This is a genomic window from Rhodanobacter sp. UC4451_H18 (assembly GCF_052978225.1).
In genome coordinates this window covers 432,946-447,223 of sequence record NZ_CM129663.1, presented here as the reverse complement: position 1 = coordinate 447,223, position 14,278 = coordinate 432,946, and the positions used below count along the sequence as shown (strand labels likewise).

Annotated in this window: 13 protein-coding genes and 4 tRNA genes; 5 read left to right on the top strand and 12 right to left on the bottom strand. The window is 67.7% G+C overall.

Annotated elements, in window-relative coordinates; genetic code table 11:
• Positions 1 to 12 precede the first annotated feature (12 nt).
• The 8 genes from ACVCMG_RS02245 to ACVCMG_RS02210 all read right to left on the bottom strand — a co-directional run bounded on the left by ACVCMG_RS02245 (position 13) and on the right by ACVCMG_RS02210 (position 8,912).
• Positions 13 to 339: a hypothetical protein gene (locus ACVCMG_RS02245; RefSeq protein WP_447114780.1), complete on the bottom strand. Its 327-nt coding sequence runs from the start codon at positions 337 to 339 to the stop codon at positions 13 to 15.
• A gap of 42 nt (positions 340 to 381) precedes the next feature.
• Positions 382 to 1,507, bottom strand: a protein-coding gene (prfB, locus tag ACVCMG_RS02240) for a peptide chain release factor 2 (RefSeq protein ID WP_447114779.1) whose coding sequence is annotated in 2 segments (ribosomal slippage) — positions 382 to 1,431 and positions 1,433 to 1,507 — 1,125 coding nt in all. Because the reading frame shifts where the segments join, the coding sequence is not laid out codon by codon here.
• Positions 1,508 to 1,646: 139 nt separating this feature from the next.
• On the bottom strand, positions 1,647 to 3,314 hold the full coding sequence (gene asnB / locus ACVCMG_RS02235) for an asparagine synthase B (RefSeq protein WP_447114778.1): 1,668 nt from the start codon (positions 3,312 to 3,314) through the stop codon (positions 1,647 to 1,649).
• A 321-nt stretch (positions 3,315 to 3,635) separates the two neighbouring features.
• Positions 3,636 to 3,758, bottom strand: coding sequence for a hypothetical protein (locus ACVCMG_RS02230; protein ID WP_447114777.1), 123 nt, complete (start codon positions 3,756 to 3,758; stop codon positions 3,636 to 3,638).
• A 144-nt stretch (positions 3,759 to 3,902) separates the two neighbouring features.
• Positions 3,903 to 4,268, bottom strand: a complete 366-nt coding sequence (locus ACVCMG_RS02225; protein ID WP_395118532.1) for a SpoIIAA family protein — start codon at positions 4,266 to 4,268, stop codon at positions 3,903 to 3,905.
• A gap of 96 nt (positions 4,269 to 4,364) precedes the next feature.
• Positions 4,365 to 6,077, bottom strand: a complete 1,713-nt coding sequence (recJ, locus tag ACVCMG_RS02220; RefSeq protein ID WP_447114776.1) for a single-stranded-DNA-specific exonuclease RecJ — start codon at positions 6,075 to 6,077, stop codon at positions 4,365 to 4,367.
• Positions 6,074 to 6,994, bottom strand: a complete 921-nt coding sequence (locus ACVCMG_RS02215; RefSeq protein ID WP_447106123.1) for a phosphoglycerate mutase — start codon at positions 6,992 to 6,994, stop codon at positions 6,074 to 6,076. The genes recJ and ACVCMG_RS02215 overlap by 4 nt, the downstream gene beginning before the upstream one ends.
• Positions 6,995 to 6,998: 4 nt before the next feature.
• On the bottom strand, positions 6,999 to 8,912 hold the full coding sequence (locus tag ACVCMG_RS02210) for an ABC-F family ATP-binding cassette domain-containing protein (protein WP_447114775.1): 1,914 nt from the start codon (positions 8,910 to 8,912) through the stop codon (positions 6,999 to 7,001).
• A gap of 179 nt (positions 8,913 to 9,091) precedes the next feature.
• Between ACVCMG_RS02210 and ACVCMG_RS02205 the strand changes: the two genes are divergently transcribed.
• The 5 genes from ACVCMG_RS02205 (at position 9,092) to ACVCMG_RS02185 (ending at position 13,111) form a co-directional block, all read left to right on the top strand.
• Positions 9,092 to 9,457: a hypothetical protein gene (locus ACVCMG_RS02205; protein ID WP_395118540.1), complete on the top strand. Its 366-nt coding sequence runs from the start codon at positions 9,092 to 9,094 to the stop codon at positions 9,455 to 9,457.
• Positions 9,458 to 9,552: 95 nt separating this feature from the next.
• Positions 9,553 to 10,587 carry an agmatine deiminase family protein gene (locus ACVCMG_RS02200; protein ID WP_395118542.1) on the top strand — a complete coding sequence of 345 codons (1,035 nt, stop codon included), beginning with the start codon at positions 9,553 to 9,555 and terminating at the stop codon, positions 10,585 to 10,587.
• A gap of 121 nt (positions 10,588 to 10,708) precedes the next feature.
• Positions 10,709 to 11,599 (top strand): carbon-nitrogen hydrolase, encoded by an 891-nt coding sequence (locus ACVCMG_RS02195; RefSeq protein WP_447100328.1) that lies wholly within the window; start codon positions 10,709 to 10,711, stop codon positions 11,597 to 11,599.
• Positions 11,600 to 11,733: 134 nt separating this feature from the next.
• On the top strand, positions 11,734 to 12,966 hold the full coding sequence (locus ACVCMG_RS02190) for a TraB/GumN family protein (RefSeq protein ID WP_447114774.1): 1,233 nt from the start codon (positions 11,734 to 11,736) through the stop codon (positions 12,964 to 12,966).
• A 58-nt stretch (positions 12,967 to 13,024) separates the two neighbouring features.
• Positions 13,025 to 13,111 (top strand) — tRNA-Leu (locus tag ACVCMG_RS02185).
• A 72-nt stretch (positions 13,112 to 13,183) separates the two neighbouring features.
• Here the strand turns inward: ACVCMG_RS02185 and ACVCMG_RS02180 are convergent.
• The 4 genes from ACVCMG_RS02180 to pgsA form a co-directional block, all read right to left on the bottom strand.
• Positions 13,184 to 13,257, bottom strand: a tRNA-Cys gene (locus ACVCMG_RS02180).
• Between the two features lie 92 nt (positions 13,258 to 13,349).
• Positions 13,350 to 13,425, bottom strand: a tRNA-Gly gene (locus tag ACVCMG_RS02175).
• A 142-nt stretch (positions 13,426 to 13,567) separates the two neighbouring features.
• Positions 13,568 to 13,643 (bottom strand) — tRNA-Gly (locus tag ACVCMG_RS02170).
• 37 nt (positions 13,644 to 13,680) lie between these two features.
• On the bottom strand, positions 13,681 to 14,277 hold the full coding sequence (gene pgsA, locus ACVCMG_RS02165) for a CDP-diacylglycerol--glycerol-3-phosphate 3-phosphatidyltransferase (protein WP_395118548.1): 597 nt from the start codon (positions 14,275 to 14,277) through the stop codon (positions 13,681 to 13,683).
• Position 14,278: the final 1 nt, after the last annotated feature.

The window sequence follows — 14,278 nt, the reverse complement described above, 5'->3', positions numbered from 1 at the left end:
ATGGGGCGGCGCTCAATTGCCCTTGTCGAAAATCTGCTTGACGCCGCGTTTGGTGGAATCCCAGCCCTCGCGCGCGCCGTGGCCGATGGCGACGCCTGCCTTCTTCGCGCCATGGCCGATGCCGGTGCCGGCCTCTTTCGCGCCGTGCCCGATCTTCCTGGCCACATGCCTGGTCGCGTGACCGACATCGCGGGCGCCGTCGGCGACGCCGTGGCCGACCGCCTTCGCGTCCTGCTTGATGCCCTGTCCGGCGCTGCCCTGCGACGACTGCGCTGCCGCGCCGAACGCCATCAGCGCGACCAAGGCGATCAGGAAAATGCCGATCTTCTTGCTGTTCATGCGCGTCACCTCGTCAATGGGCGGGTCGAAGGGAATCGGGCGTCAGGCATCGATGCGCTTGGCGCCGGCCTCGAGGCCGGATTTCAGGCTTGCCTCGATGAACTCGTCGAGGTCGCCGTCGAGCACCTTCTGGGTGTCCGAACGCTCGATGCCGGTGCGCAGATCCTTGATGCGGCTCTGGTCGAGCACGTAGTTGCGGATCTGGCTGCCCCAGCCGATGTCGGACTTGGTCGCTTCCAGCGCGTCCCTCTCGGCATTGCGCTTCTGCACTTCCAGTTCGTACAGCTTGGCGGCCAGCATCTTCATCGCGCGGTCGCGGTTGGCGTGCTGGCTGCGCTCGGTCTGGCAGGCCACGACCGTGTTGGTGGGCACGTGGGTGATGCGCACCGCCGACTCGGTCTTGTTGACGTGCTGGCCGCCGGCACCCGACGAACGGTATACGTCGGTCTTCAGGTCGGCCGGGTTGATGTCGATCTCGATGTCGTCGTCCACTTCCGGCGACACGAATACCGAGGTGAAACTGGTGTGCCGGCGATTGTCCGAGTCGAACGGGCTCTTGCGCACCAGCCGGTGCACGCCGATCTCGGTCTTCAGCCAGCCGTAGGCGTAGTCGCCTTCCACCCGGAACGTGGCGGACTTGATCCCGGCCACGTCGCCGCCGCTGACTTCCATCAGCTCGGTCTTCCAGCCGCGGTTCTCGCACCAGCGCAGGTACATGCGCAACAGCATCTCGGCCCAGTCCTGCGCCTCGGTGCCGCCGGCGCCGGCCTGGATGTCGACGAAGGCGTTCATCGCATCCATCTTGCCGGAGAACATGCGCTGGAATTCCAGCTTGCCGACCTGGGATTCCAGCTTGGCCAGGTCGTCGATCACCGACTTGGCGGTGTCGTCGTCGCTGTCGGCGATGGCCATTTCCAGCAGGTCGCCGGCGTCATTCAACCCGGTGGTCAGCGTGTCGATGCCGTGGACGATGGTGTGCAGGCGGGCGCGCTCCCGACCCAGCTCCTGCGCGTTGGCCGGGTCGTCCCACACGGTGGGGCTTTCCAGTTCGCGGGTTACTTCTTCCAGGCGTTCGCGCTTGGTAGCGTAGTCAAAGATACCCCCTAAGCGACTCGACGCGGTCCCTGAGGTCGTCGATCTGCGCATGGATGGGATTGGTCTCGATCATCGGGAAATCTTGGTGGGAGGCAAGCGCACAAGAATAACAGACCCGTTTGCCGCCAGCGTCCCGCGTAGGGCGGGCACGGCCCGCCGGCCTTTCGATCGGCCGTGACCGGGAGCGGCGGGCCGTGCCTACCCTACGAGGGTCAGGCCAGCGCCTGGGCATGGACTCCTCTGACGGCACGACCCGACGGATCGGCCGCGTTCGCGAACCCCGGATCCCACGCCAGCGCCGCCGGCGACGAACAGGCGATCGACTTGCCGCCGGGCACGGTCGCGGCGCAGGCCTCGCCGGGGAAGTGCCGCTCGAAGATGCGGCGGTAGAAATACGCCTCCTTGGTCGCCGGCGTGTTGAACGGATAGCGCGCCGCGGCTGCCGCAAACTCGCGGTCGCTGACCGCCTGCTCCGCATGCGCCTTCAGCCCGTCGATCCAGCCGTAGCCGACGCCGTCGCTGAACTGCTCCTTCTGTCGCCACAGGATTTCCTTCGGCAAGGCGCCGTCGAACGCTTCGCGCAACACGTGCTTCTCGATCCTGCCACCGCCGGCCATCTTGTGCTTCGCGTCCAGGCCCATCGCCACGTCGATGAACTCCAGGTCGAGGAACGGCACGCGCGCTTCCACGCCCCACGCCATCATCGCCTTGTTCGCGCGCAGGCAGTCGTAGCTGTGCAGCGCGTCGAGCTTGCGCACGGTCTCCTCGTGGAACGCCTCGGCCGACGGCGCCTTGTGGAAGTACAGGTAGCCGCCGAAGATCTCGTCGCTGCCTTCGCCGGACAGCACCATCTTCACCCCCATCGCCTTGATCCGCCGCGCTAGCAGATACATCGGCGTGGCGGCGCGGATGGTGGTGACGTCGTAGGTCTCGATGTGGCGGACCACTTCGGGCAGCGCGTCCAGACCTTCCCAGAACGTGTAGACGAAGCCGTGGTGCACGGTACCCAGCGCGTCGGCGGCCACCTGGGCGGCAGCCAGGTCGGGCGAACCTTCCAGCCCGATCGCGAACGAATGCAGGCGCGGCCACCAGGCTTCACTGCGGTCGTCGTCCTCGACGCGTTCACGGGCGAACCGGGCGGCACAGGCAGCCACCAGTGAGGAATCCAGTCCGCCCGACAGCAGCACGCCGTAGGGTACGTCGGTCATCAGCTGGCGATGCACGGCCTGTTCGAAGGCTCGGCGCAAGGCGGGCGCAGCCACCTCGTGCCCTCGTGTGGCGGCGTAATCACGCCACGGTCTTTCGTAATAGCGCTGCAAGCCGCCACCGGCGCTGTCGTAGACATGGCCCGGCGGGAACGGCGCCACGTCGGCGCACACGCCGACGAGTGCCTTCATCTCCGAGGCCACGCACAACCGGCTCTGCGCGTCATGGCCCCAGTACAGCGGGCATACGCCGATCGGGTCGCGTGCGATCAGGTAACGCTGCGCCGCACCGTCCCACAAGGCGAAGGCAAAGATGCCGTTGAGCCTCCCCACAAGATCGCCGCCTTGCTCGCGATACAACGCATTGATCACTTCGCAGTCCGAAGCGGTGGTGAAATCGTAGTCGCTGCCCGCGCGCAGCTCGCGGTGGTTGTAGATCTCGCCGTTCACCGCCAGAGCCAGCGCGCCATCGCGCGATCGCAGCGGCTGCGCGCCGCTGGCCGGATCGACGATGGCCAGGCGCTCGTGCACCAGGATCACCCCTGCGTCGACGAATACCCCGCTCCAGTCCGGCCCGCGATGGCGCTGGCGCTGCGACAACTCCAGCGCCTGCCGGCGCAAGGCACCGAGGTCGTCGCCCGGCTGCAGGTCGAACATTCCGAAAATCGAGCACATGGCAAAAGTTCCTCGGTTGCTTGTTGTGGATACCGCTCTTCTGAAAAGTCGGCCATGGATGGCCGGATTGGCTCTGCGCGGAGGGAACCGCGCAAAAGTGAATGCACGGCCATGGATGGCCGGATTGGCTCTGCGCGGAGGGAACCGCGCAAAAGTGAATGCACGGCCATGGATGGCCGGATTGGCTCTGCGCGGATGGACCCGCGCAGAAATGAATGCACGGCCATGGATGGCCGGGTTGGCACTGCGCGGATGGAACCGCGCACAAAAAAAAGACCCGCACTAGGCGGGCCTCTTTCGCGTATTCGATGGAACTTGCAGCTACGCGCGGGCCCGCCAACGGTTGGCGTTATTGTTCGCGCGGTTATTGTTGTGGCCGGCCAGCACGAAGCCTCGCGCGGAGAGCGCGGCAAGGGTCAGGCTGCGGGCGACCATGGAGTTCATGGCCCCAACTTGAGCAGATTCCCCGGCGCTTGGCAAGTACGGCTACCACCCAGTTGCCGCAGAAGCCCGCTCGCGGGCGATGCTTTGGGGCTGTGATCAAGCAAAAGCATCGCCCGCGAGCGGACTCCTGCGGCAGAGGCGGGATCAGGGGCTGGTGATCCAGCGCCTGGCGTCGTCGATTTCCACGCCGTGAAACAGGCGGAACTGGGCGGGGATGGCGAAGCTGAAGGCCGTGGCGGTACCGCGCAGCCAGGGCACGTCAGTGACCAGCGCCACGCGGTCCCAACTGCTGAAGTGCCGCGCGCCGAGTTTTGCGTCGTTCCACATGGCGCCGGGGTCGAAGCCGGTGAAGTCGTCGGCAGTGACGTAGAGCAGGCGCAGCTTTCGATTGAGCGCGAACGCCGCCTCGACGTCCGGCACCACGATGTTCTCGTAGTCTTGCGCGGTGACCTGGCCGTGCGCGCGAAAACCCAGCGTGCCGGCAGGCAATCCTTCGATCTGTGCGATCACGGGCGTGCTCCTGGGGTGGGGTACACCAGTTTGGGTCCAGACACGTGAAAACCGTGCAAGTCAGGACAGGTTTTCGAGATTCCTGCACATTCGCGCTCAGGCGGGCTCGATATGCCGCAGCAGCAGGCGTGGCGTCTCGCGGCCCTGCCAATCGTTGATGGTCAGCTCGTAGGCGGTGCGCAGCCGAGGCGGCGGTGGCTGGCCGTCATAGGCATTGAACATCACCGCGTCGTGCACGGCGCCATCGCGCGGGTCGCGCAGTTGCAGGCGCAGATGGGTCTCGCCCATCACCTTCCAGCCGGCGCAGTCGAACAGGTTGTCGAACAGCGGTTCGGGGAACGCCTGGCCCCATGGGCCGGCGGCGCGCAACTGGCGGGCCAGCGCCAGCGTGGCGGCACCGGGCGGCAACTCGCCGTCGGTGTACAGCACCGCCTGCAGGCGTTCGGGCTCGATCAACTCGCGCGCGACCGCATCGAAGGCGGCGGCGAAGCGCGGGTAGTCGGCGGCTTTCAGGCTCAGACCGGCAGCCATTGCGTGGCCGCCGAAGCGTTCGATCAGGCCGGGCTGGCGGGCGTCGATCACGGCCAGCGCGTCGCGGATGTGGAAGCCCGGAATGGAACGGCAGGACCCCCGAAGGTTTTCGGTGTCGTCTTCGCTGGCCGGGGCGAAGGCGATCACCGGGCGGTGCAGCCGCTCCTTGAGTTTCGAGGCGACCAGGCCGACCACGCCGGCATGCCACGACGGCTCGAACAATGCCACGCCGATCGCATCGAGCGGCCCCAGGCCAGCCACCATCACCTCGGCCTCGGCCACCATCGAGGCCTGCAGGTCGCGCCGCTCGCGGTTGATCGCGTCGAGCTGCTCGGCGTAACGGCGCGCCTGTGCCACGTCGTCGGTGAGCAGGCAGGCCACGCCCAGGCGCATGTCCTCCAGGCGCCCGGCCGCGTTCAACCGCGGCCCGACTGCGAAGCCGAGATCGCTGGCGCACAGCGTGGTCAGGCTGCGCCTGCCCGCTTCCACCAGCGCGGCGATGCCGGCGCAGGCGCGGCCGCTGCGCATGCGCTGCAAGCCGGCCTCGACCAGCACGCGGTTGTTGAAATCCAGCGGCACCAGATCGGCCACCGTACCCAGGGCGACCAGGTCGAGCAGCACCGACAGGTCGGGTTTCGCCGCGCCGAAAGCGCCCTGCTCGTGCAACTTCGCACGCAGGGCGAGCAGCAGGTAGAACATCACCCCGACACCTGCCAGCGCCTTGCTGGGGAACGCGTCGCCGGCGAGATTTGGATTGACCATCGCATCACACGCCGGCAACCGCTCGCCGGGCAGGTGATGGTCGGTGACGATGACCTTGATGCCGCGCGCCTGCGCCGCCGCCACGCCGGCCACGCTGGCCACGCCGTTGTCGACCGTGACGATCAGCTGCGGGGTGGGCTGCATCGAGGCGACGAAGGCCGCGCTCAGCCCGTAACCGTGCACGAAGCGGTTCGGGATCGCGTAATCCAGCCGCCGCGCACCGAGCAGACGCAGGCCGCGCACGGCCACGGCGGTGCCGGTGGCGCCGTCGCAGTCGTAGTCGCCGGCGATCAGGATGGTCCAGTCATCGCGGATCGCCTCGGCCAGCAGGTCGACCGCCTGCGCCATGCCGCCCAGCAATTGCGGCGACAGCATCCGCGCCAGCCGGTGCTCGACCTGGCCGGGTTCCAGCACGCCGCGCGCGGCGTAGACCTGCTGCAGCACCGGGTGCACCGCATCCGGCCAGCCATGCGGCGTGCCCCGGCTTTCGCGCCGACGCAGCTGCAGCACGCTCAACGCCCTGCCCCGCGCCAGAAGCGCCAGCGATGAGCGGGTTTGTGCAGCCAGCGTTCGCCGCTGGCGAAATGCAGCGTAACGGGCTGGCGTTCGAGCAGCGGCTGCAGCAGCGGCCACCAGCGCGAGGCCAGCTCGTGCGCCGGCAGATCCTGCAGGTCGATCAGCCAGCCGGCACCCGCGGCTGCGACCGCATCGGCCGTGCGCAACGGATGCGCGATGCCGGCACGCGCGGCCAGTGCGCGCAGCAGCAGGTCGTCGCTGACCACGCCGGCCAGGGTACTGGTCGGCGGCGCAGGCAGGCGTCCGCCGCCCCACAGCCACAGACTGTTGACCAGCGATTGCCCGCGCATCCGTCGTTGCGCATTGAGCGGATGCTGGTGCAGCAGCACCTGGATGTCGTTTTGCAACACGCGCCAGCGGCGCCCGTGCGCGCCCTGCGGCAGGTGCTGCGCGAGGTCCTCGCCCAGCGCCTGCGATGGCGCGGCCAGGCCGGGCAGCGGCGTATCGGCCGGCAGGCGCAGATGCCAATGATCAGGGGTGGAAATCTCCAGTTGCATGCCGGCCTCGTCGAACACCGGCCGCAGCGTTTCGGCCAGCGCCTGCGCCTCGTCCAGGCCCAGGCCCATGCGACCGCAGGCCAGCAGGCGTACCCCGTTCATGTCCGGCTGCACCCAGGCCGGGTCGGCCGACAGCCACAGCGCATCGCCCGCGTCGCCGGCTAGAAACTGGCGGGTGATCGCCGCCGCGGGCACGTGCGCCTCGACGCCGGTGAAATGCCCGCCGAGGCCATCGAGATAACCGACGCCGCCATCCGCCAGGCGGTCGGCGCGCGGGAGCCACGCGTGCAGCGGATGGGTCGGCTCGACGTGCGCCAGCGAGGGCAGCCACAGTTGCAGCGACGGCTCCGGTTTGGACATCTCTTCAGGCCTCCAGTTGCTCGACCAGCGCCAGCCACTCGTTTTCCAGCGATTCCTTCTCGCCGCGCAGCTGCGCCTGGCGCTGGCCGATGCGCATCATTTCGCTGGTCGGGCCGTTGTAGGTGGCCGGGTCGGCCAGTTGCGCCTCCAGCGCGGCCAGCTCGGTATCGATGCTGGCGGTGCGCGTCTCGATCTTCTTCACCCGCTGGCGCGCGGCTTTTTCCTCGTCACGCTGGGCGGCAGCCTGGCGCCTGTGCTCCTCCGGCGAAACCTCCACCACCTTGGCCACCACCGGCTTGGCCGCCTTCTTGTTCGCGGCAGTGCGGGTCTTCAACCAGCGCGCGTAGTCTTCCAGGTCGCCGTCGAACGGCGCCACCTCGCCGTCGGCCACGCGCCAGAAGCTGTCGCAGACCATGCCGAGCAGATGGCGGTCGTGAGAAACCAGCACCAGCGCGCCGTCGAAATCGGCCAGCGCGTCGGCCAGCGCCTCGCGCATGTCCAGATCGAGGTGGTTGGTCGGTTCGTCCAGCAGCAGCAGGTTCGGCTTGTCCCACGCGATCAGCGCCAGCGCCAGGCGTGCGCGCTCGCCGCCGGAGAAACCGTCGACCGACTCGAACGCGCGGTCGCCGGCGAAATTCCAGGTGCCGAGAAAATCGCGCATGACCTGGGTGGCCGCGCCCGGTGCCTTGTCCAGCAGATGGTCGAGCGGACTGGCGCCTTCGCGCAGGCTTTCCACCGTGTGCTGGGCGAAGTAGCCGATCTTCAGGTCCTTGTGCACCTTGCGCTCGCCGCCGAACGGTTCCAGCTCGCCGACCAGGGTCTTCACCAGGGTGGATTTGCCGGCGCCGTTGGGGCCGAGCAGGCCGATCCGTTCGCCCGCCTCGATGCTGAAGCGCACGTCGGCGAGCACGATGTTCGCCACTTCGTCCGCGTGCGTGGAAGGATCGGCCAGGTAGCCGGCGGTGATGTCCTCCAGCTGCAGCATCGAATCGGGCAGTCGCTCCGGCGCGGGAAACTGGAAGCTGAAGGGGCGCTCGGCGCGTACTGCCTCGGTGCCGGCCAGCTTCTCCAGCCGCTTCATCCGCGACTGCGCCTGCTTGGCCTTGGTCGCCGTGGCCTTGAAGCGGTCGATGAAGGACTGCAGGTGCGCGCGCTCGGCCTGCTCGCGCTCGTGCGAGATCTGCTGCTGGCGCAACTGCTCGGCGCGCAGGCGCTCGAACGCGCTGTAATTGCCGGTATAGAGCTTGGCCTTGCCGTCGTTGAGGTGCAGCGTGTGGGTGATCACGCCATCGAGGAACTCGCGGTCGTGCGAGATGATCAGCAAGGTGCCCTGGTAGCGACGCAGCCATTCTTCCAGCCACAGCACGGCGTCGAGGTCGAGGTGGTTGGTCGGCTCGTCCAGCAGCAGCAGGTCGGACGGGCACATCAGCGCACGCGCCAGGTTCAGCCGTCCGCGCCAGCCGCCGGAAAATTCCTGCACCGCGCGCTCGTGCGTTTCCGGGGGAAAGCCCAGGCCATGCAGCAGGCGGCCGGCGCGGGCGCGGCCGTCGTAGCCGTTCAGTTCCTCGATGCGGTGATGCGCCTTCGCCATCGCCTCCATGTCGCCGCGATCGCCGGCTTCCGCTTCGTCGTTGATGGCGGCGGCCAGTTCCTCGTCACCGGCCAACACGTAGTCGATCGCGGCGTCCGGCAGCGCCGGCGTCTCCTGCGCCACCGAGGCCAGCCGCAGCTTGCCCGACATCTCCAGCTCGCCCGCATCGCTCTCCAGCCTGCCCTGCAGTGCGGCGAACAGGCTGGATTTGCCGCAGCCGTTGCGGCCGATCACGCCAAGGCGCCAGCCGCTCTGGATCACCAGGTCGATGTCGGAAAGCAGCAAACGACTGCCGCGGCGCAGGGCGAAATGTCGAAACGAAATCATGGAATGGGCGAGTCCTGCCCGCGCAAGCGGGCACTGCAGCCGCCCATGATAACGGCGATGGCTCGCCCATGGCCGCAGCGAATGCCCAATCCATCGCAATCGCCGCGACCCGGCATGGCGTAACATTGCCGGGTCTGATACAACGACGCCGCATGCAGCCTTGTATGGAGAGGGGAGCCATGGTCAAGTTCACGAGCAGTTTGCCGATCGCCATCCTGCTGGCCGCTGCCGCCGGTCTGGCCGTGTCGCCGCAAGCCAATGCGGCGCAATCGCGCGCGCATGGCGACAGCCTGCTGATCCACCGCGTGCAGCAGGAAAGAGGCATGAACCTGCCGCGCCGCGGGTTGAGCATGGCCCAGGTCGAGAAGACCTGGGGCGCGCCGCAGCGCAAGTTGTCGCCGCGCGGCGGCGATACCAGCAAGCATCCGCAGATCAACCGCTGGGAATACTCGAACTTCATCGTGTATTTCGAACACAGCCACGTCATCCACTCGGTGCTCAACACGCCGGCGGGCAACAACACCGATCCATCCGCGGTCCACTGATCCCCTTCATCCGGACGCGGCCCGTGTCGCCACGGGCCGCGTCTGCGTTTGCCTGCGCTTTACAATAGGCGGCCCATCCGCACGAGAACCCCGCCATGACCGACTCCACCCTGCGCCTGCCGGCAGAATGGGAACCGCAGGCCGCGGTACTGATCGCGTGGCCGCATGCCGGCACGGACTGGGCCGAACGGCTGGACACGGTGGAATCCACCTACGTGGCGCTGGCCGCCGCGATCACGCGGTTCCAGTCGCTGATTGTCGTGGTCGCGGACGCCGCGCTGCGCGCGCACGTGCAGTCGCAACTGCATGGCGCCGGCGTGGACCCTGCGAAGGTCCGCTTCATCGAGCTGCCCTACGACGACACCTGGCTGCGCGACTCCGGCCCGATCACGCTGAAGCGTGGCGACACCGGCTTCCAGCTCACTGATTTCCGCTTCACCGGCTGGGGCGGCAAGTTCGGCGCCGAACAGGACGACGCGCTGGTCGCCGGCCTCGTCGACGCCGGCGTATTCGGCCATGCCGCGCACAAGCGCATCGACTGGGCGCTGGAAGGCGGCGGCATCGAGAGCGACGGCGCCGGCAGCATCCTCACCACCTGGCGCTGCCTGGTGCAACGGCATCCCGAACAGTCGCGCGAGGAGATGAGCGCGATCCTGCGCGACAGCCTGCACGCCGACCGCGTGCTGTGGCTCGACTACGGCTACCTCGAAGGCGACGACACCGACGCGCACATCGACACGCTGGCCCGTTTCGCGCCCGGGGATCGCATCGTGTTCCAGGCCTGCGACGATCCCGCCGACCCGCACCATGACGAGCTGCAACGCATGGCCGACGAACTGGCCGCCCTGCGCACCACGGACGGCCGCCCGTACCAGCTGCATCCGTTGCCGTGGGCCAAGCCCATCCTCGACGAGGGTCGCCGGCTCGCGGCGTCCTACGCGAACTACCTGATCGTCAACGGTGCCGTGCTGGTGCCCGCCTACGACGACCCTGCCGACGACCAGGCCGCGCGCATCATCGGCACCGCGCATCCGGGCCGCGAGGTAGTGCAGGTGCCCTGCCGCCCGCTGATATGGCAGAACGGCAGCCTGCACTGCATCACCATGCAACTGCCGGCCGGGATGATCTGAGCGGCTGCCTCGACCCAGGCGGGCAAAGCGCGGCGCAGGCCGGCCGTTGCCGCCCCACGCACAACCGCCACGACGCGCTTCGCTACACTAGCGTGTCACGCCACAGGCGGCAGGAACCATCATGACCCGCAAGACCCTCAAGGTCGCGCTGCTGCAGGAAACCGACCGCGGCAGCCGCGACGCCAACCTGGATGCGATCGAGACCGGCCTGCGCGAAGCCGCCGCTGCCGGCGCCGAACTGGTGCTGCTGCAGGAGCTGCACAACGGCCCCTACTTCTGCCAGCGCGAATCGGTCGAGGTGTTCGACCAGGCCGAGAGCATCCCCGGCCCCGGCACCGAGCGCATCGGCAAGCTGGCTGCGGAACTGAAGCTGGTGGTGGTCGCCTCGCTGTTCGAGCGCCGCGCCGCCGGGCTGTATCACAACACCGCCGTCGTCTTCGACCGCTCGGCGGCGATCGCCGGCGTCTACCGCAAGATGCACATTCCGGACGATCCGGGCTTCTACGAGAAATTCTACTTCACGCCCGGCGACCTGGGTTTCGAGCCGATCGATACCTCGGTCGGCCGCCTGGGCGTGCTGGTGTGCTGGGACCAGTGGTATCCGGAGGCGGCGCGCCTGATGGCGCTGGCCGGCGCCGAGCTGCTGCTCTATCCCACCGCGATCGGCTGGGACCCGTCCGACGAACAAGCCGAGAAGGACCGCCAGCGCGACGCCTGGATCACCGTGCAGCGCGGCCACGCGGTGGCCAACGGCCTGCCCCTGCTCGCCTGCAACCGCACCGGTTTCGAGAGCGATCCTGCCGATGCCGCCTCGGGCATCCAGTTCTGGGGTTCGAGCTTCGTCGCCGGCCCGCAAGGCGAGTTCCTCGCCCGCGCCGGCACCGATGCCCGCGAGCTGCTGCTGGCCGACATCGACCTGGGCCGCAGCGAGAACGTGCGCCGGATCTGGCCGTTCCTGCGTGACCGCCGCATCGACGCCTACGCCGACCTGCTGAAGCGCTTCCGTGACTGAGCCTTTGCGATCATCCTTGATCGCGAAGATAAAAAAGCGGCCAGCCATGGCCGCAGTTTCAAGTTTTGGCTTGTGCCACAGGGGCGTCACCCCCATTCATGGCTTCTCTCCCCGTTGACTGGCGTGCCGTCCGCATGAGTGTTCCCGAAACCGCAGTCGCCCCGCCGGCAGCCCTCGAAGGACAGCCGCTGGAGCGCGTGCAGCGCGATGGCGTCGAGTACGTGGTGCTGGGCACCGCCCACGTCTCGCGCAGCAGCAAGGAAGCAGTCGAGGCGCTGCTGGCCAGCGAGCATTTCGACGCGGTGGCGGTGGAGCTGTGCGAAAGCCGCGCGCAGGGCATGCGCGATCCGGAAGCGTTCAAGCAGATGGACCTGTTCCAGGTGATCCGCCAAGGCAAGGCCGGCATGGTCGTCGCCAGCCTGGTGCTGTCTACCTTCCAGAAGCGCCTTGCCGAACAGTCGGGCATCCAGCCCGGCGCCGAGATGAAGGCAGCGATGGACGGCGCCGAGGTGCACGACGTGCCGCTGTGGCTGATCGACCGCGAAGTCGGCACCACGCTGAAACGCGCCTGGCGCAGCGTGGGTTTCTGGCAACGATTCGGCCTGCTCGGCGGGCTCGCCGCCAGCATCTTCGAGCGCAACGACATCGCCGAAGACGAAGTGGAAAAGCTCAAGCAGAGCGACCTGCTGGAAAGCGCCTTCAGCGAGTTCGCCAGCGGCTCGAAGCCGCTGTATGAAAGCCTGATCGGCGAACGCGATGCCTACATGGCGGCGCGACTGCGCGAGGAAGCCGCGCACACGCCGTCGGACGAGCCCCGGCGCGTGCTGGTGGTGATCGGCGCCGGCCATCTCAAGGGCCTGTGCACGCTGCTGCGCGAGCAGCACGAAGACCCGGCGCGTACCGTTGCCGAACTGGCGCAGACCCCGCCCAAGGCACGCTGGCCGAAATGGGTCGCCGCCGGCCTGGTGCTGCTGGTGTTCGCCGCCATCGCCTGGGCATTCCACCGCAATGCGGCGCTGGGCACGCAGGCGCTGATGGCGTGGATACTGTTCACCGGCGGCTTCGCTGCCCTGGGCGCGGTGGCGGCCGGCAGTCATCCATTGAGCGTCGCCGCCGCTTTCGTCGCCGCCCCGATCAAGCCGTTCCGCCCCGGCATCCCCGCCGGCGGCATCAGCGCGATGGCCGAAGCCTGGGTGCGTCGTCCACGCGTGGCGGATTTCGACAGCCTGCGCGAAGACATCGTGCACTGGACCGGCTGGTGGAAAAACCGCGTGGCGCGCACCCTGCTCAACTTCATCCTGGTCAGCGTGGGCACGCTTATCGGCGAGTACAGTGCCGGCTTCCACATCGTCAAGAGCCTGTTCTGACCCGCGTGCTAGCATTCGCGCCGCTGCGCGCGGCGCCCTTCGCGGCGAGCACACTCCGGCCCGGGTGGCGAAACTGGTATACGCAAGGGACTTAAAATCCCTCGGCCGCAAGGCCATGCGGGTTCGACCCCCGCCCCGGGCACCAGCCACCGCCAGACAGCAAAAAGCCCGCCGATGGCGGGCTTTTTGTCGGGCTGCCGTGACAGCCGCGATGCAATGGAGGCCTAGGTCGGAATCGAACCGGCGTACGCGGATTTGCAGTCCGCTGCATGACCACTCTGCCACCAGGCCGTTGCTTGATGCACGCGATCATCGTGACACGGAGATGATCGCATATTCCCCGGAAAACAAAACCCCGGCGATCCGGGGTTCCGTGCAAATCCTGGAGCGGGAAACGAGACTCGAACTCGCGACCCCGACCTTGGCAAGGTCGTGCTCTACCAACTGAGCTATTCCCGCATCGGAGCCGCAAATGATAGCAGAACCAGATCGCTTGTGAATAGCGCCCGGCCCTCCCGCGTGCGTCCCTGCGCCGTGGCTGATGGCCGGAAACGACAAGGCCCTGAACGAGTCAGGGCCTTGCGTCGCCACGGGCGAAATCTGGAGCGGGAAACGAGACTCGAACTCGCGACCCCGACCTTGGCAAGGTCGTGCTCTACCAACTGAGCTATTCCCGCATCGGAGCCGCGCATTCTAATACGTGAAACGGTGTCGTCAAGTCGGTTTGCCCGAGGCGTCGTCGCGCAGCATCGGCCAGGCTGCGCGCAGGTAGTACAGCCCGGACCAGATGGTCAGGATGCCGGCGATCACCAGCAGTCCTTCGCCGATGTGATACAGCCGCAGCGCCGTGGCTTCCTTCTCGTGCTGCACGATGAGCACCACCAGCGCCACCATCTGCATCACGGTCTTCAGCTTGCCGATCATGGCGACTTTCACGGTGGCGCTCATGCCGATCTTGGCCATCCATTCGCGCAGCGCCGACACGCTGATCTCGCGCCCGACGATGACCGCCGCGGTCACCGCCATCAGGATGCCGGACCAGCCGCTGCTCGGATGCGACTGCACCAGCAGGAACAGCGTCACCGCCACCATCAACTTGTCCGCCACCGGGTCGAGAAAGGCGCCGAACGCCGAGGTGAGCTTCATCCGCCGGGCGAGATAGCCGTCCAGCCAGTCGGTGATGGCGGCCAGGATGAACACGATGGCGGCCGTGATGTTGTGGCCACGGAACGGCAAGTAGAACACCACGACCATCACCGGCAGCAATGCCACGCGGAAAAGGGTCAGCCAGGTCGGCAAATTGATGCGCATG